The organism is Lipingzhangella halophila (assembly GCF_014203805.1).
Taxonomy (GTDB): Bacteria; Actinomycetota; Actinomycetes; order Streptosporangiales; family Streptosporangiaceae; genus Lipingzhangella; species Lipingzhangella halophila.
Genome location: NZ_JACHJT010000001.1, coordinates 4167514 through 4188193 on the forward strand (window position 1 = coordinate 4167514; position 20680 = coordinate 4188193).

Sequence of the window (20680 nt, forward strand, 5' to 3'; positions counted from 1 at the left end):
AGCCGACCGGGATACCCGCACCGCACACGAGGCGGGGTGGCGACACAGGCGGTGTGCCGCCACCCCGCTCGGTGCGTTACCGGCCTCGCTGACGCCCAGTCGCGGCCTGCTGTTGCTGCTGAGCCTGCTGCTGTTGGGCTTGTTGCTGTTGGGCCTGCTGCTGAGCCTGCTGCTGCTGACGCTCGGCCGCAGCGGCCACGGCCCCCTTCGGGTCGTCCAGGAGACCGCCGGATCCCCCACTCTGGCTGTTCGCCTCATTCCGCGATGACTTGGCCCTGTTGTTAGCCCCGATGTTCGGCAGGAGCTGCGCCAGGAGCAGCGTGGACAGCGCCGAGGAGTCGCCGCCGCTTCCCTCTGTGCGGACCACAACGGGCTGCGGAGCGTGCTCGGCGAGCGTCGTGCCGACGTCGAGCCGGCGGCGGGCCAGATCGTAGCGGAGCATCACGCGGTTGTCCCGGTAGGAGGTCGCGAGGTGGCGCTGCGCCTTGGCCTCGTTCTGCGCCGCCACCAGGTCGGACCGGCCGCGCGTCTCGATCTCGAACCGGACGCGCTGCGCCTCGGTCTCCTGCTCCTCCAGCATCTGCGCGACGTCCTTGCGGGCCTTGTTCAGCGCCGCATTGACCTCGACGATCTTGGCGTCGCGGGTCTTCTTGGAGCGCTCGATGTCCATGAGCAGGGTGTCGATGCGCCGCTTGCGGGTCAGCTCCCACTCCTGTTCGTAGGCCACCAACTCCTTGGCCACCCGCTCACGTGTGGCCAGGTGCTGCTGGTACTGGCTGGGAAGCTGCACGTCCGGGATGTTGCAGCCCATGATCGTCACCCCGTAGCGCCGCAACTGCCGGTTCAGCAACTGCTGCATATCGTCCACATCGGAGCCGCGCAGGTCATAGGCGCTCTCCGTGCGCACCTTCCGGCTACGCTGCCGGATCGCGTCCTGCACCGCGTTCGAGAGCACCAGATCGAAGTTGCTGGCCCCGATTGTCCGCACGAACAGCACCGCGTCCTCGATCTTGAACTTCAGGAAGAACTCGATCGACTTCAGCGGCACGTTCTCGGCCGTGGGGCAGGCGAGCACCGGCGCCGTGTACGGGATCTCGGTGGACGTGTCGACCACGAAGTCGACCCGCGACCACGGGTGCCACAGGTAGTGCCGGCCCGGTTCGAGCGTCCCGACGACCTGGCCGTACTTGGTGAGCACACCGGCGGTGCCCTGCTCGATCTCCACGATCGAGGAGCGCCACCACCACAGCATCGCTCCGACGAACGAAAGGACCGCCAGCGCCAGGAAGGGGATGGCGAGCACCGCCAGGTTGATCGTGCCCGCGCTCCCGAGAATGCCCACGACCAACGCCGTGAGCAGCATGTACATCCCGAACCAGACCAGGATGGTCCACTTCAGGCCGCGGCTGTCGCGCGGGATGACGACGGGGACGAGCGAGCCGGAGTCGCCACCACGCAGCAGCCGGGCTATGTCGCTCCACGCCGCCAGTGACTCCTTGATGTTCGAGCCGCTCCGCCGCGGAGATGTCTGCTGGCTCATCTACCGGCCTCTCCCTCGTAGGTGTCGGTGTCCTCGACGACGGCGCTCAGCCGCTCGTCGATGGTGTCGTCGGCGACCGACTGGCGGATCTCCTCAACCCGCTCGGCACCGGGAACCTCCGTGGACTCCGGTTCGGCCGGGGTCACCGTGCGCTCCTCGATCTCCAGCAACTCGCTGATCTCGCCCTCGCGCTGCGAGATGCGCTCGGAGATTTCGTTGAGCCGGCTCCGGATGGCCGTCATGTCCTGGTCGGAGAAGAGCGTGTCCTCGGTCTCGCCGATGATGCCCTGGGCGATCCGCAGGAAGTCCACGCTGGTCTCGTCGGCGTCGCCGATCTGCAGCACCTGCGGCAGGCTGCCCGCCACGGCCTCCAGCTTGTCGAGGACGTCCTTCTGGTAGCGGTAGTTGAGGATCTCGGGCGCCTCGGCCGCGCTCACCGCGCGGATGTCCAGCGCCTGCGCCTCCAGCAGCGCCGCGTTGGCGTTCGCCTCGCTCTCGGCCTCCACGAACCGCTCCCGGGCCTTCGCGCGGGCGCGGTTGGTCTCGCGCTCCAGGGCCGTGTCCATCTGCGCCTGGTACTGGGCGATGTCGGCCTGGATCGCCGACAGCGTCTCGTTGAGCGAGGCCAGCTCCTTGTTCAGGTCGCCCTCGTTCTGCTCCTTGCGGAGCTGCAGCTCGTACTCGTAGGTGTAGGCCTCCTTGGCGACGCGCACCATCTCCGGCGCCGCGAGGTCCATCCGGTACTCCTGACCAGAGGGCTCGGCGTGCGTGATGTTGGCGTTGGTCAGCCGCACCGCCGGCAGGAACTGCTGGTTGAGCTGTTCGAGCAGGCGCTCGGAGTTCTCCCCGACCATGTCGTAGATATCCGCTGCCTGCTGGTCGTAGATGAGGCTGCGGGTGGTCTCGCTGATCGCGTTGTTCAGCTTCTCCTCGAACCCCTGCACGGCACCGAGAACGAAGATGAACTCACGCGGGTCCTCGATCTTGAACTGCACGAACAGATCCACCGAGGCATCGACACCGCTCTTGGTCGGCGCCTCGCGGATCGGCGAGTTGAACGGGTACTCCCGCACCGTGTTCACGATGTAGGACACCCGCTTCCACGGGTTGAACAGGGTGACGCGGCCGGGACCGACGGTCTCCTCCAGCTTGCCGAACTTGGTGATGAGCGCCTGACAGCCGTCGGGCACCATGACCATCCCCTGGCGCCACCACATGAACGCCGCCACGGCGAGCGTGATGATCCAGTAGTGGATCCCGAAGAAGGGGTTCAGCAACGGCGTCGTGAACACGGAGATCGGGAAGGTGACCACCGCGCCGAACACACCGCCGACCACCAGCAGGATCGGCAGGATCATGGTGGAGAGGGTGCGGCCTCGCGGGATAACCATCGGGCAGATGACGTGCACCGACCCGCTCCGGTTCTGCTCGTAGGAGCTCCGGTTGAGAACCTCACCTGCGTTGTTGAGGGAGCTGGTCTGCTGCTCGATCCGGGTACCAATCGAGGTGCCCTGGTCTCGAGCCGCGAGGAAGTCACTGGGATCGAGCCCCGTGCCTCCCGCCCCCTCGCTGATCGCGTCGGAGACCGTCTCGAGAGCGGAGCCGCCCTGGGCAGCGTTCTCGACGGCCCCGCGCACTGTCTGAGCGAAGGACATGCGTACTTGACTCCTAAAATCGCGGAACTGCGAATACGACGTGGGCAGCTGCGCCCGGGTTCCGCGCCACCCATCACTGAAGTGACGAAAATCCTTCCACAAGGTGATGTACGGATCTGCCGCTCCGAAGTAACCATCCGCTTTCCATGAGCGGTCTGGGGGGCAGAGCGCGGCCTCAGGTCAGAAAGTCGACGTCGGTTCCCACGTCGGCGTCGCTCGCTCCACGGTAGGCCAACCAGGCCAGAGCGAGGTCCTGCCGCGGCAGTCCGGCAGGAAGGTACACCGTGATGTCGTCGGCTCCCTCACGGGCCGCTGTCTCCCCGGTCAGCACGCCGCGCAGGGTCCCGCTCGCCTCGCCGGCGTGTGTGAGCACACCAACCGCGGCCGCGAGCTCCGCGTCGTCCGAGATCACCCGGGACCGCCGGAGCAGCTCCGGCGGTAGTTCCCGGCCCCCGGACTCGTCCGCGCCTCCGGGGCCCGGAATTGAGGTGAAGTGCGTACCGGGGCGTGCGTCGGCGCGGTCCAGCAGCGGCTCGCCAGATCCGGTGGCGGTCAGCACCATGTCGGACTCGGCGGCCACGGCCGCGGCGTCGCCGGCCACCCGGACCGCGAGCCCGAACTCGGTGGCGCACCGGTCGGCGAAATCCGCGGCCCGCTTCCGGTCGGCGTCGGCCACGATCAGCCCCGAGATGGGACGGAGCCGGGTCAGCCCCTGCACCAGGAGCGCGGCCTGCGCGTCGCAGCCGACGATTCCGAGCGACTCGGCGTCGAAGCGCGCCAGGCTGTGTGTACCCAGCGCCGCTGTGAGGCCGGTGCGCCATGTGCCGAGCGTGCCGGAGTCGAGCAGCGCGAGCAGCTCCCCACTGGCGAGGTCGTGCAGGCACACCACGCCCCGTGTGGCGGCTCGCTCCTGGAACACGGGCGCCTCAACCGCGACCGTGTAGGCGGGGATGCCGGGAAGCAGCCCCGCCAGGCGAGCGGCCGCGGCCCCCGCCCCACCGCCCGGATCCGGCAGCCCGACGCGAAGGCGCCGCTGGGTGGAGTCCGCGATCTGCGCGGTGAAGCTGTCCCACAACCGGTCGAGGCAGGCGTGCACATCCAGCACCCGGAGCAGGTCCGACCGACCCATGCACAGCGTCACGACTCCATTATCGCACTGCCACCGCGCGCCGAAGGGAGGCCACGCGAGCGTGGCACCCGCCGCTGCCGGATGCCCGGCGGCGCTGCCGGGCACAGCGGCAGCTCACCCCTGGGTGATGTACTTCTCCAGGTGCTTGCGGTCGAGTTCGAGTTGGCTGATGCGGCTCTTGACGACGTCCCCGATGCTCACGAGCCCCACAAGGTCACTTCCGGACATGACGGGAACATGGCGCACCCGGTTCTCGGTCATCATTACGGTCAGCGTGTCGTCGGTGTCGGTGGTCGTGCAGGTGATGACGGCGGCGGTCATGATCTCGGACACCGGGACAGCGAGGAGGTCCGCCCCGCGTTCCTCAAGTCGGCGCACGACGTCGCGCTCCGAGACAATGCCCGCGACCCTGCGGCCCTCAGCGACGACGACGGCACCTATGTTGTGCCTGGCCATCTCGGTCAGCAACTGCGCCACCGTCGTCTCGGGGGTGGCGGTCACCACGCCGGCCCCCTTGGCGCGCAGAATCTCGGCGATCAGCATTGCGGTCACCTTTCGCGTAGGCGCGCTTCGCCAGGTGAGCTATTGGGCTACCCGATCCGGTTGCCGGCTAACCGGGCGGGCCGGGGTCGGGGGCGGCCGGCCGCTGGCCTACCGGGAGTCAGCGATCGCCACCGCCCGGGACAGAACGGTCTGGGCGACCTCGGGGGTCCGGCGTCCCAGGCCGCACGACGGGCCGACGTCCACCACCCGTCCGACGGCAGCCTCCACCAGTCCCAACACGACGCGCTGGTCGGCCAGGCTCTGGCTTTCGTGGACCAGGCCCGCGACAATCCGCGGGCCGGCCGGCGTGCCGCGCAGCTTGCGCAGCGGCAGGTAGAAGCGCGCGTCAGCCGGAGCCGGACGGTCCCCCGAGGCGAACGGGAGATGCAGAAACTCCAGGCGCCGGTCCCGCGGCCAGGCCCGCACCAACGCCTTGGCGAACGCGGCGATCGGACCAGTGTCGCTTAGGTGGCGCAGTGCCCGGTTTTGCAGGTCGCCCACGCAAAGGTGGACACCGAAGCGGCTTCCCGGTGGCGCGGCGGTGACCAGCCGCATGAGTGGCCGGGCCAGCATCCGGGCAAGCGCGGGCCGCAACGGAGGCGGCGCGGAGGCGATCATGACCAGCTCGGCCGGGCACTCGATCTGGAAGACACCATCGTCGCCGGCCCACGCTGCGATCTCGGATATTTCCCGCACCAGAGCGGCGCGGAACGCGCCGCGCCGGCGGAACGCGCCGGCCGGGCCGAAGGAGAACAGCGCGATGTCGAGGTCGCTCGGGATGCCCACCTGGAAAGCGACCCCATCGAGACCGTGCTGGGCGCGCAGTCCGGAAAAGGCCTCGTAGCTCTCCTCGGCCCGGGCGGCGTGGCCGAGTTCAAGCGAGTCCCCCGCGAGCCGGTGCCCCTTGCGCACCTTGAAAACTGGTTGGTCGTCGTAGCTCGTATAGCCGCCGTCGGAGACCAGTTCCACGTCCGGATGCTCGCGCAGCTTCTCGATGATGTGCGCGACCCAGTCGCGCCGTTCGCCGACCTCGCCGTCGGCGAGTGTCCGCAGCCGTGCCCCGGCGGTTCGCATGGCGACCGCCATGGCCTCTTCGACAGTCGGCGCGGGATAGCTCCCGACAAGATGAACGGAACGGTCTGCCACAAGCCACCCCAAGCGAGAAGAGGACCACGATAAGAGAATCGTGAACCGTATCACGCCATTCTTCGCCTCGGAGCAGCTTTACCGGACCGCCGGCCGGCCTGTGTGTACAAGGCGATTATGGCCTGGTCGGCAGCGAGAATACGGCCAGAAATGCGAACCGTTGTGGGGCCACCATTCGAGAGAATGTCCGGCCCGGTCACCGCGGCAACACGCACCGCCACCGAATACGGCAGACATCTCGCAACTGAGCGGGACAAAAAGGGTGCGGACCAGAGGCTGCTCAGCCGGTTGCGGGCTGGCCGCCGTCGACGATGGGGCTGTGTGGTGCCGTGGACTATGGAAACAAAACCAAAGAGGGAGCCGACCGGAATCGACTCCCCCTTTTGACCTGCTATTTCACGGTAACTTCAGGCGCGCGGGTACCGGATCAGAGCAAGTTCTGGCTACGTCTAGCTGCAGCCGCTGGTGGCTCCGCAGCCCTCGCAGGCGTAGCAGCTTCCCGACGGCCGCATCTTCGTGCCGCAGGTGACGCAGAGCGGAGCGTCGGCGACGAAGCCCTGCTTCTCCTCGGCGAACTCGGCCGTGCTGTGCGGCTCCTGCGTCTGGTTCCGGTCTCCGGCCGCGGCACCGCCCTGCGCCGGCTCGCCGCTCTCGGTCTCCCGCTCCGCGGACTCTGCCGCGGACAGCGGTGCCGACTGCGCGTAGGACTCCACCTGCGCGGCCACCTGCGACGGGTCCTCACCGGCGGCCTGCGCCCGGCGTTCCTCCGCCGAGAGTACGCCGAGCGCCGCCCGCTCCTCGTAGGGCAGGTGGTCCAGCGCCAGGCGGCGGAAGATGTAGTCCACCACCGACTGCGCCATGCGGATGTCCGGATCGTCGGTCATCCCGGCGGGGTCGAAGCGCATGTTGGTGAACTTGTCGACGTAGGTTTCCAGCGGAACGCCGTACTGCAGAGCGATGGAGATGGCGATCGAGAACGCGTCCATGACACCGGCCAGGGTGGACCCCTGCTTGCCGAGCTTCATGAACACCTCGCCGAGACCGTTGTCGGGGTAGGACCCCGCCGTGATGTAGCCCTCGGCGCCGCCGACCGAGAACGAAACGGTCTCGCTCGGGCGCTTCTTCGGCAGCCGCCGCCGGATCGGCCGGTTCACCTCGACCACCTTCGGCTCGGGCGCCTCCTCCGCCTTTTCCTCGGTCTTGGCCGTGGACAGCGGCTGGCCGACCTTGCAGTTGTCCCGGTAGACCGCCAGCGCCTTCAGCCCGAGGCGCCACCCTTCGAAGTAGATGTGCTCGAAATCGTCGATTGTCGCAGATTCGGGAACATTGACAGTTTTCGAGATGGCACCCGAGAGGAACGGCTGCACCGCGGCCATCATTTTCACGTGCCCCATGGGCTCGATGTAGCGCTTGCCCATGGCGCAGTCGAAGACCTTGTAGTGCTCCGGGCGGAGCCCGGGAGCGTCGATCACGTGACCGTGCTCCGAAATGTACTCGACGATCGCCTCGATCTGCTCCTCAGGGTAACCGAGGTTCCGCAGCGCCCGCGGAATTCCCTGGTTGACGATCTGCATGGAGCCGCCGCCCACCAGTTTCTTGAATTTCACCAGCGAGAAGTCCGGCTCGACGCCGGTGGTGTCGCAGTCCATCATGAAACCGATGGTCCCTGTGGGAGCCAGCAGCGATGCCTGCGCGTTCCGCCAGCCGTTCTTCTCCCCAATGGTGAGGCACTCCTGCCACGCCTTGGTCGCGGCGGCGTGGATCGGCTTCTCCATGGTCCCGACCGTGCGCAGGTCGTCGTTGGCCGCCGCGTGCTTGCGCATGACCCGCTTGTGGGCCTGGGCGTTCCTGGCGTAGCCCTCGTACGGCCCGACAACACCGGCCAGCTGCGCGCTGCGCTTATAGGACACGCCGGTCATCAGGGAAGTGATGGCACCCGCCACCGCGCGGCCGCCATCGGAGTCGTAGGCGTGGCCCGTGGCCATGAGCAGCGCGCCTAGATTGGCGTAGCCGATACCGAGTTGGCGGTAGGCGCGAGTGGTCTCGCCGATCTTCTCGGTCGGGAAGTCGGCGAACGTGACGGAGATGTCCATCGCGGTGATGACCAGCTCGGTGAGCTTGCTGAACTTCTCGACGTCGAAAGTGTCGTCCTCGCGCAGGAATTTCAGCAGGTTAATCGACGCCAAATTGCAGGAAGAATTGTCCAGATGAACATATTCACTGCATGGGTTACTGGCACTGATTCGCCCGCTCTCGGGGCTCGTATGCCAATCCTGGATGGTGTCGTCGTACTGGATTCCAGGATCGGCGCATCCCCACGCGGCCTCCGCCATCTTGTGGAAGAGTTCCTTGGCGTCGACGGTGGCGACGACCTCGCCGCTGGTCCTGGAGGTCAGGCCGAAGTCGGAACCGCTCTCCACGGCACGCATGAACGTGTCGGAGACGCGCACCGAGTTGTTGGCGTTCTGGTACTGCACACTGACGATGTCGGAGCCGCCCAGGTCGACGTCGAAGCCGGCGTCGCGCAGCGCGCGGATCTTGTGCTCCTCTCGCGCCTTGGTCCCGATGAAGTCCTCGACGTCGGGGTGGTCGACGTCGAGCACCACCATCTTGGCCGCCCGCCGGGTGGCACCACCGGACTTGATGGTGCCCGCGGAAGCGTCGGCACCGCGCATGAACGACACCGGCCCGGACGCGGTCCCGCCGGAGGAGAGCAGCTCCTTGCTGGAGCGGATGCGGGAGAGGTTCACGCCCGCGCCGGAGCCGCCCTTGAAGATGATCCCCTCTTCCTTGTACCAGTCGAGGATCGACTCCATGGTGTCGTCGACCGAAAGGATGAAACACGCGCTAACCTGCTGCTGGGAGGCCGTGCCCACGTTGAACCAGACGGGCGAGTTGAAGCTGAAGAGCTGGTTCGCCAGCGCGTACTTCAGCTCGTGGTCGAAGATCTCGGCGTCCTCGTCGCTCGCGAAGTAGCCGTGCGCCCTACCGGTCTCGGTGTAGGTGCCGGCCACGCGGTCGACCAGCTGCTTGAGGCTCCACTCGCGCTCCGGGGTGCCAACGGCTCCGCGGAAGTACTTGCTGGCGACGATCTGGGTCGCGTTCATCGACCACGAGGCCGGGAACTCGACGCCGCGCTGCTCGAAGTTGACCGAGCCGTCGCGCCAGTTCGTCATGACCACATCGCGGCGTTCCCACTGGATCTCCTCGTAGGGGTGGACACCGGGCGACGTGAACACGCGCTCGATCTTCAACCCCTTGCGCGGGCTCTTGCCCTTACGCGCGGAAGTGCCGCTGGTGGTCTCCGTCATATCGCTCCCCCTGTTTCTCGCCACTTACCCATTTCGCCACGCTGGCCCGTCGCCCCCACGGAGCGCCGGCCCCGCACGGCGCGGCGGGTCCGCGCCGCCGCCTGCGCTGCTACTCCTGCTGCTCGGCCGTGGCCCGTTCGGTGCGCAGCATCGCGATCTCACTCTCGAAGTCGGCCAGCGACTCGAACCCCCGGTACACCGAAGCGAAGTGCAGGTAAGCCACCTCGTCGAGCTCGCGCAGGGGACCCAGAATCGCCAGCCCTATCTCGTGCGAGGGAACTTCGGCCACGCCACGGCTCCGGATCTCCTCCTCGACCCGCTGACCCAGCATGGCCAGGGCGTCCTCGGTCACCGGTCTTCCCTGGCAGGCTCGGCGCACGCCCGCGATGATCTTGGGGCGGGAGAACGGCTCGGTCACACCGGAGCGCTTGGCGACCATGAGGAGCACGGTCTCCTGCGTGGTGAACCGGCGTTCGCACTCAGGACAAGTGCGGCGCCGCCGAATGGCGGCGCCATCATCGGTGGACCGGCTGTCGATCACCCGGGTGTCGGGATGACGGCAGAACGGACAGTGCATCCCGCGCCTCCCCAGTTCCGTGCCGTGGCCGGCCCCGCCCGATCGCGGGCCTGCTCAGCGGCTGTGTCTGTGCCTGTTTCGTCCTCGTCGCACGCGGCGCGCCCCGCCCCGTTCGAGACGGTCCGGATAGCACCCCTCACCCAGAGAAGCACAAGGTCTAGATCTAGTATTCCTGCGCGCACCCCAGATGTTGTGGTTAACCTACGACTGTCGTCCAGTGTTCGCAAGTCCGATCCGGCGCGGCGCGCCGGGGGGACGGCGCTGAGAGGGGGCCGTCGCGCGCGGGATGGCGCGGGAAACCCTGGCGCGCGGGGACCGCGCGACGCCACCCGGCACGCCGGAGGCGTGTCCGGGTGGGGTCGCTCACGCGCGATGCGGCGGCACAGCCGCCGGGCGCGGCCCGAACAGGCCACGCGGCTCGGGTTCAGGAAACGGGGACCACGATTTCCTGGCCCGGGTTGACGTCGGACCCGTCCAGATCGTTCAACTCAACGATCTCGTGCACGGTGCGGCGCGGGTCCTCGCCGGGACGCGTCTCCTCGGCGATCTCCCAGAGGGTGTCGCCGTCCTCGACGACGACCGTGCCGTCGTCGGTCCAGTCGAGGTCGCCCGCTCCTCCTTGGACCGCGGATGTGCCGGGCGGGCTGACGGGGAGGTCGCCGGCCCGCGCCGTGGCGAGGAACAGCAACGACAGGGCGGAGGTGGCGGCCACGGTGAGTGCCGCCACGAGTACCACGCGGCCGCGGCGGGTCAGCCGGGAGCCGCCGGGTACGGGCACGGCGCCCGGCGTACCGGGATCGGCGGCGAACAGGTCGGGTAGGTCGGCAAGAATCGGGATTCGGGCATGGCGGCCGTACTGCTTGTGATCACCGGGGTCCCACTCGGGAATCTCCACCGCCCAGTCGTAGAGAGAGGGGGCGGCGGTGGGCCGCACCTGCGCGGCCTCCTCCGCACCTCCGTGGTTGCGGGTCCGGCGCAACTGCCCGCTGGGAACCACCGGGCGCGGGGGGCGTCGCAGAACTGGTTCGGACATAACCGTCTCCTTCGAACGCCAGTTCGTCAGAACTAACGTTCGATTACTACCTCATCTGGGCGAATTTTTCAGCGCCATCTCGAACGTTTGTTTGATGTTCCCTCGTGAGGGCACTAATGTTGGACACGTTTCAGCGCCGTGTCAGTCCGTAGTCGTCACCACGACGGCCCAGGGAATGACCGTCCGCAACACGGTCGAGAAACGATGATCTCGCCGACAACCCACGCTTATGACCGCCAAGGAGGCCGGCCGTGCCGGAGGAGAACCACGGAGCGCAGGAAGCTCACTCGGGTGTGGCACCCGTGACCACGCTCCGTTCCGCTACCCCGAATACCGCGGATGCCCAGGCCTCTACAGCTCAGTCGGACACTCCGCCGAAACTGACAGCTCGCCAGCAGAGCGTCCTGAACTGCATCCATCGCTACGTAAGGCAACGCGGCTACCCACCGTCGATCCGGGAGATCGGCGATGTGGTGGGGTTGTCGAGCCCCTCTAGTGTTGCGCACCAACTCAAGGTCTTGCAACGCAAGGGGTACCTGCACCGCGACCAGAACCGCCCCCGCGCGGTGGAAATCCGCATTCCCGGACAGCCGCCCGTGCGCTCCTGGGACCACCTGGAGGAGACTCCCCAGGCCGAGGAGGAGCACGCCATCGACGTCCCGGTCGTGGGCCGGATCGCGGCCGGCGGCCCGATTCTGGCCGAGGAGTCGATCGAGGACGTTCTCACTCTGCCGAAACAGCTCGTCGGAGAGGGCCGGCTGTTCGTGCTCAACATCGTCGGCGACTCGATGACCGACGTCGCCATCACCGACGGTGACCTGGTCGTGGTCCGCCAACAGCCCGACGCCGAGAACGGCGACATCGTGGCCGCACTCATCGATGACGAGGCCACCGTCAAGGCGTTCAAGCACGACGGCGAGCACGTCTGGCTGCTGCCGCGCAACGACGCCTACGAGCCGATCAACGGCGACCACGCCACCATCCTGGGGAAGGTCGTCACCGTGCTGCGCCGGGTCTGAACGGGGCCATCCTCGACAGACACAACCCGACAACGATCTCGCCACCGCCGGGCGGCCGTACCCACCAGCGACCCGGAGGGCTGCGTGCTGGCGGCCCCGGCGCACACCGACGCCGAGTACCGGGGCGGCGTTCCGGGATCGTACGGTAGGGGCATGCTCCTCCGTCACCTCCCGGCCCGCGCGGCCGGTGTCCTGGCGGCCGCCGGAACGCTGCTGTTCGCCGCCGCGTGCGGCGGCTCCGATACCGCCACCCAGGACACGGATATCAGCGGCGAAGAGCGCGAGGTCGAGTTCGAGAGCGGCGGCGCGACCCTCCACGGCACCCTCACGATGCCCCAAGGGGCTGACGAGCCGGTGGCCGGAGCGCTGATCATCTCCGGCAGCGGCCCCACGGACCGCGACGGCAACAGCCCGCTCCGGCCGGACGCCGACACCAACCGCAACTTCGCCGACGTGCTCGCCGAGGCCGGTGTTGCCTCGCTGCGCTACGACAAACTGGGGTCGGGCGAGACCGGAACGGCCGGACACGACGCGGACGACCGTGTCCGGTTCGAGGACTTCGAGGACGGCGTCGTCGCGGCGTACGCGGAGCTTGCCGCGCAGCCCGGCGTGGACCCCGAACAACTGCTGGTGCTCGGGCACAGCGAGGGCGCGCTCTTCGCGCTGCGCGCGCCCGAGGTGGTCGAGGATCCTCCCCCGGCCGGGCTGCTGCTCGCCGCCCCGCCGGGCGAGCGCTACCTGGACACCATCGACCGGCAGGTCACCGAGCAGGTTCGGCGTGCCGAGAGCAGGGGCCAGTTCGACGCGGAGCACGCCGCGCAGGTGCTCTCCGACACCCGGTACGGGGTCTCGCGGATCCGCGCCGACGAACCGCTGCCGGACGATCTGGCCGCCGAGCTGGACGGGGTGTTCGAGCCGCAGGTCGAGCCGTTCCTGCGGCGGATCGACGCCATGGACCCTGTGCGATTGGCGCGTGACCTGCCGTCCGGTACCGAGACGCTGGTCCTGTGGGGCACGGCCGACTCCCAGATCGCCGAGAGCGACATCGACCGGCTCATGACCGGGCTCGACGACGGCACCCGGATAGACATCGCCGATGCGGACCATGTGTTCCGGGAGTACGACGACTCCCCCGGCGCCGCCGCGCTCGACAGCGAACGCCCGTTCTCCGAAGAGGTCGCGCCGGCCGTGCGGGACTTCCTGGACACGGCGGCGCCAGGGGCGGTGTGAGGATCGGCTTCTCCCGGCGGGAGGCCCGGCCCACCGGTGAACCTCCCGCTGGCCGCGGGAGAGGCCACCGTCAGAAGTCGCCGTCCTCGATCTGGCGCGTGGTCTCGCGGGCGAGCTCCTCAGCCCCCGCGATGGCCTCCTCGTCCGGGATCGACTGGCTCGCCTGGAAGTCGACCGCGGCCGTGTAGCACGACAGCACGAACAGATTGGACAGCTGGACCCCGACGCATCCCCAGCCGAAGTCGGACTGGGTCTCGGTCCAGGAGAGTGCCCTGTCGCCGAGATCGTCGATCGCGGTGGCGGAGTTGCCCTCGGCCGCTTCCCGCAGGGCGCTGGTGGCCTCGTCCTCACCGTCGCCCTTGGAGTGGTCGGAGTTGTGCACGATGGCCATGCGGGCCGCGGAGGGGATTTCCGAACCGTCCTCCGGTGTGACCCACCGGCATTCGTGTCCTTCGCGCCAGTCCTCGGAGAGTCCCTTGATCGGCTGGTCCAGATCGGTCTCGTAGTCGCTGACGAGGCTGTCCAGGGCGGAGGTTTGCCCGACCTCGCAGCCGGGAGCCGCCTGGTACTCGCCGCTGGCGCTGCTGAGCCAGATGATGCCCCACACGCCGCCCGCCATGAGCAGCAGGGCGAGGACCGCCAGGGTCGCCACCGCCGCGACGGCACAGCCGCGGTTCTGCCTGGGGGCCGGTGGCCCCGGGGCCGCCGGCGGGTGCCCGGTGTGCTGTCCGCCGGTGGGGTCCTGGGCGGCTCCGCCCCACTGACCGCCCTGTTGGGGCCGTTCCGGGTGGGGCGCAGGACGATCGGGCGGTCCGGACGGTCTGTGCGGAGGGCCACCAGAGGGTGGCTGGGCCATTGACGCCTCCCCGTTTTCTGTCTACGCCTCGTGCCGGTCGGTAGATCTACGCTACCGGGCCTCGCGCGCTAGCGACGGGAGGCGTGTTCCTGGGCAGGCGGGAAACGTACCGGAGTGCACACCTCGGCCTCCGGCACGGGCGCGGGCGCCGCGTTTCCGTGGCGCCGGGGCCGGGCCGCCGTGTTCGCGGGCCGAACCGTTCCGGCGCGGCTGGCCCGCCGCCCCGCCGGACTACAGGTCCGCGGCGAGCTCCTCGGCCACCGACACCGCGCCCTCGCGGGCCTCGTCGAAGGACAGCGCCTCGCCGCCGGTGTCCGCGTCGCCGCCGTAGAGCACCCGAACCACCAGGTTGCCCCGGACGAACGCGACCTCCGCGGTTCCATCCCCCGGCACGGCCTCCCGGACCAGGGCGCTGCCGCCCAGAGCTGGAACGCTGCCCCCGCTGGCGTCAGCGCGAAGCTGTTCGACCTGTGCGGCGGCGATTTCCGCGCCGCTCACCTCTTCGGACTCGTCGGTGAAGTTCGCCGTGAAGTCGACGTGCAGCACCCGGGGCGCGTTGTCGGCGGAGTCGACGGACGTCCACACGCAGGTGGCGCCGTTGGCGGCGGGAAGCGCTCCCTGCTCGCTGGCCTCCAGCGCCGCGCCGGGAACCGCGGACTCGACGGTGTCGGCCGGCACGGTGTCGCAGCCGGGCGCGGCGGCGTAGGTGTCGTCAGGCGCGGCCTCGTCGGCGGGACCGTTCGCGCCCAGGATGGTCCCGGCCGTGACGGCGGCAGCGACAATGGCGGCCACCGCCGCAGCGGCGAGGACCGCCCGCCCGGTCCAGGGAGGTGCCCACGCGGGCAGTGCCCGCTCGGCGAGACGCGTCACCATCGAGGGGTCAACCCACCACGATGTTGACGAGCTTCGGCGGCCGCACCACGATCTTGCGGATCTCGCGGTCGCCGATGAACCCCTGCACGCGCTCCGACTCCAGCGCCCGGCGCTCCAGCTCCTCCTCGGTGATGTCCGGACTGACCTCCAGCTTGTCGCGGACCTTGTTCGCCACCTGGACGACGCAGGTCACCGACTCGCGCACCAGCAGCTCGGGGTCGGGATGGCGCCAGTTTCCGATGGCGACCGAGCCCGTGTGGCCCAGGCGCTCCCACCCCTCCTCAGCGACGTACGGTGCCACCAGCGACAGCGTGATCGCGATGACCTCGGCGGCCTCGCGGACCGCGGGGTCGGCGGCACCGGGCCCGGTGTCGATCGCCTTCCGGGCCGCGGTCACCAGCTCCATGACGCGCGCGACGGCCACGTTGAAGCGATACGCCTCGACCGCCGTCGTGACCTGGTCCAGGGTGCGGTGGGTGGCCTTGCGCAGGGTGAGGTCGCCCGCCGAAGGGTCGGTGCCCGGCGGCGAGGCGGCGCCCGCCTGGACCATCACCCGGAACGCGCGGTTCAGGAACTTCAGCGAGGCGCCCGGCGAGACGTCCGCCCAGTCGATGTCGTCCTCGGGCGGGCCGGCGAAGACGACGGTCAGCCGGACCGCGTCCACCCCGTACCGCTCGATCTCCTCGCCCAGGTCCACCCCGTTGCCCAGGGACTTCGACATCGCCTTGCCCTGGTTGATGACCTGGCCCTGGTTGAGCAGCCGGGAGAACGGTTCGGTGAAGGAGACCATCCCCATGTCGTACAGCACCTTGGTGAAGAACCGGGCGTACAGCAGGTGCAGGATGGCGTGCTCGACACCGCCGATGTACTGGTCGATGGGGCCCCACGTGTTGACCTTCTCGGGGTCGAACGGGGCGGTGTCGTGGTTGGGCGAGCAGTAGCGCAGGAAGTACCACGAGGAGTCGACGAAGGTGTCCATGGTGTCGGTGTCGCGCTTGGCGGCACCGCCGCACTTCGGGCAGCTCACGTTCACCCAGTCGCTGGCCGCGGCCAGCGGTGAGACCCCCTTCGGCGCCAGGTCGGCACCCTTCAGGTTGTCGGGCAGCTTGACCGGGAGCTGGTCGTCGGGGACCGGGACCTCGCCGCAGTCGGGGCAGTGGATGATCGGGATGGGTGTTCCCCAGAAGCGCTGCCGCGACAGCAGCCAGTCGCGCAGCCGGTAGTTGACGGCGCCGTGCCCGGTGCCGCGCTCCTGCAGGATCCCGATGATGCGCTCGATGGCCTCGTCCTTGGCCAGCCCGTCCAGGGGGCCGGAGTTGACCAGCGTGCCGTCGCCGGCGGTGGCGACACCGGTCTCGGCCGGGTCGGCGTCGCCGGTGTCGACGACCTTGCGCACGGGCAGCCCGAACTTCCAGGCGAAGTCGAGGTCGCGCTGGTCGTGCGCGGGGACCGCCATAATCGCGCCGTGGCCGTACTCGGCCAGCACGTAGTCGGCGGCCCAGATGGGGATGCGCTCGCCGTTGACCGGGTTGATGGCGTACCGGCCCAGGAAGACGCCGGTCTTGGGGCGCTCGGTGGACTGCCGCTCGATGTCGGTCAGCTTGGCGACCTGCTCGCGGTAGGCGTCCAGCTCCCCGCGGTGCTCCGGCGCGCACAGCTCCTCGGCGAGCGCGGCGTCGGCGGCGACCACGAAGAACGTGGCGCCGTACAGCGTGTCGGGCCGCGTGGTGTACACCGTGACGGGTTCGTCGCGCCCCTCGATCGCGAATCCGACGTCGGCCCCGTGGGACCGGCCGATCCAGTTGCGCTGCATCAGCAGCACCCGATCGGGCCACTTTCCGCCTTCCAACTGCCGCATGTCGTCCAGCAGGCGGTCGGCGTACTCGGTGATCTTGAAATACCACTGGTTCAGGCTGCGCCGCACCACCGCGGTATGGCAGCGCTCGCAGTGGCCCTGCACGACCTGCTCGTTGGCCAGCACGGTCTGGTCCTTGGGGCACCAGTTGACCAAGCCTTCGTTGCGGTAGGCCAGCCCGCGCTCGAAGAACCGCAGGAACAGCCATTGGTTCCAGCGGTAGTACTCGGGGTCACTGGTGTGCAGCCGGCGGGTCCAGTCGAGCGAGACGCCGTAGCGCAGGAACGACTCGGCCTGGGTCTCGATGTTGGCGTAGGTCCACTCGGCCGGGTGGGAGTCGTTCTTGATAGCCGCGTTCTCGGCGGGCAGCCCGAAGGAGTCCCAGCCGATCGGGTGCAGGACGTTCTCGCCGAGCTGGAAGCGGTAGCGCGCCACGACGTCGCCCATCGCGAACGCCTCCGCGTGGCCCATGTGGAGGTCACCGGAGGGGTAGGGGAACATATCGAGCACGTAGCGGCGCGGACGGTCGTCGGCGGGGTCCTCGCTGGCGACGAAGGGATTGTCCGCCCTCCACCGTGCCTGCCACTTTTCCTGGAGTGCGCGGGCGTCGTAAACGTCGCTCGCCACCCGGTCTCCGTCTACCGCTGTCATCGCCTAATCGTCCTCTACGGGTTCACGCTCGGGGCAGTTCGCGTCGGGCGGGCGTGCTCGCCGTTCCGCGGCTGCGCCCGTGGACGGGTCGGTGCGCCGGTGGCCGGTGCCATCCGGTCGGCTGTGCCTCAAGGTTAGCGTGTCCCGGGCGATTGCTTCGACGAGATAACCCGTGGCGGCGGCGGAGCATCCGGGCCGCGCCACCACCGGTGGGGCCGCGGGGCCCGCGGCCCGGGCCTCAGGACGGCTGGGTTCCGCCGCGGCGTGTCTGCTGGCGGCCGTCCGCGGGTTTGGCCGCAGGTGACTCCTGCTCCTCGGGAGCCATGGCTTCAGCGGCGCGGCGGTGCTCCTCGGCGGCCCGACGGTGTTCGGCCGCCGCCATGCGGCGCCGCTCACGTTGGAATACCTCGCCCTCGTTCTGGCGGGCGTGCCGGGGCGGGGCGGTGTCGTCCTGCGCTTCGGGCTCGCCCAGCGCCTCGTCCATGACGTCCTCCGCCTGGCGGTCGACATTGCTGGTGATGGGCGGCGCGTCGTGCCGCGGACCCTGGATGAGCTCTGCCGCTTCCTCGTCGACCGTGGTCTCCAGCACGCCGGGTTCCACCGGTTCGCGTACCGTCTCCGGTGCCCGGTTACCGCCCTCCTCAGCGGTGAACAGGCCCTTCTCCGGGTCGGCGGTCCCGGCGCGGAAGTACCTGCGCGGCTGCTTGGTCAGCAGCACCAGGCGCCAGACCAGGAAGACCGCGCAGGCGAGGATCAGCACTCCGCCAGCCCAGATCCATGTCGGCATTCGGGCTCCTTCGCTCGCGTCCCCGCTGTTGCTCGACTGTTCGCTTTCGCGCGTTGCCGCGTCACGCGGCCCACTACCCGGGATGGCCCTCGGCCGCACGGTCATTCCGCTACGGTGTGCCGTCACACCCAGACCGGGGCCGGATCTGGACCCGGGAGCCCGGCCGCGGATGGAAGCGGCGCCCGCTATTCGGAGTGGAGCGCGGAAGGAGGGCACCTTCGCGGCCTGTGAGTGGGAGAATGCACAGCGGGTGGCCGTGTGGCCCGCGGCCATTCCGGTGCGTAACAGCGTGTCATTCGTTGCCATACGCCGGTGTGCGGCGAAACTGGTGGTATCCGCCGGTCGGCCCTATTCGGCGACGTTCGAGAGCAAATGGAGATCCGCGCGATATGACTCTGTGCAATTCCCAGGGTGCCCAAAGCGCCGCCCGGCGCATCTCCGCCACCACCCTCGGGCTCTGTCTCGCGTTCGGTGCCACCGGCTGCGGTGGAGACGAGTCCGAGAACGACTCCGCGGCCAGCGACGAGGCGACGGTGGTCGGCGAGACCGATGGCCGTCTGCAACTGACCGAAGGTGTCGACTACAAGATGCGCACCGGCGGCGACGCGGTAGGGACGGTGCAGATCGCCGCGGACGAGGAGGGCGAGGAGCCCGCGGTGGTGATCACCGTCAGCGAGGGCAAGGACAGCGAGGAGGAGCACACGGCCAGCCTTGGGGATACCGTCGACATCGGCGACGACATCTGGCGGGTCTCCGAGATCGGGATGAGCGAGTCCGAGTCCCAGCCCGGCAGCGCGACACTGGTCCGCGAAGAAAATTAGGGACCCGAAGCTTCCACTGACGGTTACCGTGCGGTAGAACGGGGATCCGACCCGGAGCACCCACCGTTGGAGAAGCAATGCTCAATCTTTCCGTGCTGCTTGAGGACGGGGCGCGCAGAACCCCCGACCGCGAATGCGTGGTGTTCGGCGATCAGCGCCTCAGCTACTCGCTGGTCAACACCATCGCCAACCAGGTTGCCGCCTTCCTGGTATCGCGCGGGATCCAGCGCGGCGACAAAGTCGCCCTCGCGAGCCCGAACACCCCGTACTTCCCGTTCGTCTACTTCGGGGCGCTCAAGGCCGGGGCGGTCGTCGTGCCGCTGAACATCCTGCTCGCCGGGCCGGAGATCGCCTACCACCTGCGTGACTCCGGCGCCAAGGCGCTGTTCGCCTTCACCGGCTCCCCCGACCTTCCGCTGGGCGAGCGCGCGTTCGAGGCGTTCAACGAGGTCGAGGAGTGCGAGACCTACGTCGACCTGCCGCCCGCCGCCGGCATCACCGAGTCCGCGATCGACGGCGCCGAGACGTTCTGGACGGCGATCGCGGGCCAGCCCGGCCAGTTCGAGACGGCGCTCACCGAGGCCGACGACACCGCGGTGCTCATCTACACCAGCGGCACCACCGGCCGGCCCAAGGGTGCCGAGCTCACGCACAGCAACCTGATGATGAACGCCGCGATCTCGCACACCATGTACGAGGAGACCGACGGCGTGGACGACCGGTTCCTCGCGGTGCTCCCGCTGTTCCACATCTTCGGTCAGACCACGATGATGAACACTCCCCTGTTCCGGCAGGCCACCATCGTCCTGCAGGCGCGCTTCGACGGCGACGAGGCCCTTGACCTCATGGAGCGGGAGAAGATCACCGTCTTCGCGGGGGTTCCCACGATGTACTGGGGGCTGCTCGGCGCCAAGGGCGAGCACGACGTGGCCGCCATCGGGCGCAGCCTGACCACGGCGGTCTCCGGGGGCTCTCCGCTGCCCGCGGAGCTGGCCAAGAAGGTCACCGAACAGTTCGGCATCGAGGTCAAGGAGGGGTACGGCCTCTCCGAGACGTCCCCGGTCGCGTCGTTCAACGACCCCAACTCCGAGGGCGGGGCCAAACCGACGTCCATCGGGCTGCCGATCTGGGGCGTGGAGATGAAGCTCGTGGACGAGGACTTCAAGGACGTCGAGGGCGAGGGCCCCGGCGAGATCGCCATCCGCGGCCACAACGTCATGAAGGGCTACTACAACCGCCCCGACGCCACCGCCGAAGTGCTGCAGAACGGCTGGTTCCGTACCGGTGACATCGCGCGCCGCGACGAGGACGGCTACTTCTTCATCGTGGACCGGGCCAAGGACATGATCCTCCGCGGCGGCTACAACGTGTACCCGCGCGAGGTGGAGGAGACGCTGATGGCGCACCCCGACGTCAGCCTCGCCGCCGTGGTGGGCATCTCGCACGAGACGCATGGCGAGGAGGTCAAGGCGTACATCATCCGCGAGGAGGGGGCGTCGTTGACCGAGAAAGAACTCGTCGACTGGGCAAAGGAGCAGCTCGCGGGGTACAAGTACCCGCGCGTCGTGGAGTTCCGCGACAACCTGCCGATGACCGCTACGGGGAAGATCCTCAAGCGCGAGCTGCGCTGAGCGCTCGTCCGTGCGGCGGGCGA

Annotated in this window: 16 protein-coding genes; 4 read left to right on the forward strand and 12 right to left on the reverse strand. The window is 68.9% G+C overall.

Features of this window, described 5'->3' with window-relative positions:
• Positions 1-76: 76 nt before the first annotated feature.
• The 8 genes from F4561_RS19200 to F4561_RS19235 form a co-directional block, all read right to left on the reverse strand.
• Positions 77-1540: an SPFH domain-containing protein gene (locus F4561_RS19200; RefSeq protein ID WP_184580777.1), complete on the reverse strand. Its 1464-nt coding sequence runs from the start codon at positions 1538-1540 to the stop codon at positions 77-79.
• Complete coding sequence (locus F4561_RS19205; protein ID WP_184580778.1) at positions 1537-3195, reverse strand: SPFH domain-containing protein; 1659 nt, start codon at positions 3193-3195, stop codon at positions 1537-1539. Before F4561_RS19205 ends, F4561_RS19200 begins: the two co-directional genes overlap by 4 nt.
• Positions 3196-3370: 175 nt before the next feature.
• Positions 3371-4336, reverse strand: a complete 966-nt coding sequence (locus tag F4561_RS19210; protein ID WP_184580779.1) for an ornithine cyclodeaminase family protein — start codon at positions 4334-4336, stop codon at positions 3371-3373.
• 102 nt (positions 4337-4438) lie between these two features.
• Positions 4439-4867: a CBS domain-containing protein gene (locus F4561_RS19215; RefSeq protein ID WP_184580780.1), complete on the reverse strand. Its 429-nt coding sequence runs from the start codon at positions 4865-4867 to the stop codon at positions 4439-4441.
• 108 nt (positions 4868-4975) lie between these two features.
• Complete coding sequence (locus tag F4561_RS19220; protein WP_184580781.1) at positions 4976-6013, reverse strand: uroporphyrinogen decarboxylase/cobalamine-independent methonine synthase family protein; 1038 nt, start codon at positions 6011-6013, stop codon at positions 4976-4978.
• 449 nt (positions 6014-6462) lie between these two features.
• A complete protein-coding gene (locus F4561_RS19225) occupies positions 6463-9324 on the reverse strand; it encodes a vitamin B12-dependent ribonucleotide reductase (protein WP_184580782.1) in 2862 nt (953 codons plus the stop codon).
• A gap of 109 nt (positions 9325-9433) precedes the next feature.
• Entirely contained in the window at positions 9434-9901 is a 468-nt protein-coding gene (nrdR, locus tag F4561_RS19230) for a transcriptional regulator NrdR (protein WP_184580783.1), read from the reverse strand.
• 424 nt (positions 9902-10325) lie between these two features.
• Entirely contained in the window at positions 10326-10934 is a 609-nt protein-coding gene (locus F4561_RS19235; protein WP_184580784.1) for a LysM peptidoglycan-binding domain-containing protein, read from the reverse strand.
• Positions 10935-11185: 251 nt separating this feature from the next.
• On the opposite strand from F4561_RS19235, the gene lexA reads away from it, so the two are divergent.
• Together lexA and F4561_RS19245 are read left to right on the forward strand one after the other, a co-directional pair.
• Entirely contained in the window at positions 11186-11953 is a 768-nt protein-coding gene (gene lexA, locus F4561_RS19240; RefSeq protein ID WP_184580785.1) for a transcriptional repressor LexA, read from the forward strand.
• 153 nt (positions 11954-12106) lie between these two features.
• Entirely contained in the window at positions 12107-13183 is a 1077-nt protein-coding gene (locus tag F4561_RS19245) for an alpha/beta hydrolase (protein ID WP_184580786.1), read from the forward strand.
• 70 nt (positions 13184-13253) lie between these two features.
• On the opposite strand, the gene F4561_RS19250 is transcribed toward F4561_RS19245, so the two are convergent.
• From F4561_RS19250 to F4561_RS19265, 4 genes are all read right to left on the reverse strand, one after another.
• Positions 13254-13835: a hypothetical protein gene (locus F4561_RS19250; protein WP_184580787.1), complete on the reverse strand. Its 582-nt coding sequence runs from the start codon at positions 13833-13835 to the stop codon at positions 13254-13256.
• 435 nt (positions 13836-14270) lie between these two features.
• Entirely contained in the window at positions 14271-14912 is a 642-nt protein-coding gene (locus F4561_RS19255; protein WP_184580788.1) for a hypothetical protein, read from the reverse strand.
• A 7-nt stretch (positions 14913-14919) separates the two neighbouring features.
• Positions 14920-17418, reverse strand: a complete 2499-nt coding sequence (gene leuS / locus F4561_RS19260; protein WP_184580789.1) for a leucine--tRNA ligase — start codon at positions 17416-17418, stop codon at positions 14920-14922.
• Positions 17419-17656: 238 nt separating this feature from the next.
• Complete coding sequence (locus tag F4561_RS19265) at positions 17657-18205, reverse strand: hypothetical protein (RefSeq protein ID WP_184580790.1); 549 nt, start codon at positions 18203-18205, stop codon at positions 17657-17659.
• Positions 18206-18594: 389 nt separating this feature from the next.
• Between F4561_RS19265 and F4561_RS19270 the strand changes: the two genes are divergently transcribed.
• Positions 18595-19026 carry a DUF6406 domain-containing protein gene (locus F4561_RS19270; protein ID WP_184580791.1) on the forward strand — a complete coding sequence of 144 codons (432 nt, stop codon included), beginning with the start codon at positions 18595-18597 and terminating at the stop codon, positions 19024-19026.
• 77 nt (positions 19027-19103) lie between these two features.
• A complete protein-coding gene (locus F4561_RS19275; protein ID WP_184580792.1) occupies positions 19104-20657 on the forward strand; it encodes a long-chain-fatty-acid--CoA ligase in 1554 nt (517 codons plus the stop codon).
• Positions 20658-20680: the final 23 nt, after the last annotated feature.

Excerpts from the sequence above, each read along its gene's own strand:
- F4561_RS19200 (WP_184580777.1), bottom strand. The coding sequence starts at position 1,540 with ATGAGCCAGCAGACATCTCCGCGGCGGAGCGGCTCGAACATCAAGGAG.
- F4561_RS19205 (WP_184580778.1), bottom strand. The coding sequence starts at position 3,195 with ATGTCCTTCGCTCAGACAGTGCGCGGGGCCGTCGAGAACGCTGCCCAG.
- F4561_RS19215 (WP_184580780.1), bottom strand. The coding sequence starts at position 4,867 with ATGCTGATCGCCGAGATTCTGCGCGCCAAGGGGGCCGGCGTGGTGACC.
- F4561_RS19225 (WP_184580782.1), bottom strand. The coding sequence starts at position 9,324 with ATGACGGAGACCACCAGCGGCACTTCCGCGCGTAAGGGCAAGAGCCCG.
- nrdR (WP_184580783.1), bottom strand. The coding sequence starts at position 9,901 with ATGCACTGTCCGTTCTGCCGTCATCCCGACACCCGGGTGATCGACAGC.
- F4561_RS19235 (WP_184580784.1), bottom strand. The coding sequence starts at position 10,934 with ATGTCCGAACCAGTTCTGCGACGCCCCCCGCGCCCGGTGGTTCCCAGC.
- F4561_RS19245 (WP_184580786.1), top strand. The coding sequence starts at position 12,107 with ATGCTCCTCCGTCACCTCCCGGCCCGCGCGGCCGGTGTCCTGGCGGCC.
- F4561_RS19255 (WP_184580788.1), bottom strand. The coding sequence starts at position 14,912 with ATGGTGACGCGTCTCGCCGAGCGGGCACTGCCCGCGTGGGCACCTCCC.
- leuS (WP_184580789.1), bottom strand. The coding sequence starts at position 17,418 with ATGACAGCGGTAGACGGAGACCGGGTGGCGAGCGACGTTTACGACGCC.
- F4561_RS19265 (WP_184580790.1), bottom strand. The coding sequence starts at position 18,205 with ATGCCGACATGGATCTGGGCTGGCGGAGTGCTGATCCTCGCCTGCGCG.
- F4561_RS19270 (WP_184580791.1), top strand. The coding sequence starts at position 18,595 with ATGACTCTGTGCAATTCCCAGGGTGCCCAAAGCGCCGCCCGGCGCATC.
- F4561_RS19275 (WP_184580792.1), top strand. The coding sequence starts at position 19,104 with ATGCTCAATCTTTCCGTGCTGCTTGAGGACGGGGCGCGCAGAACCCCC.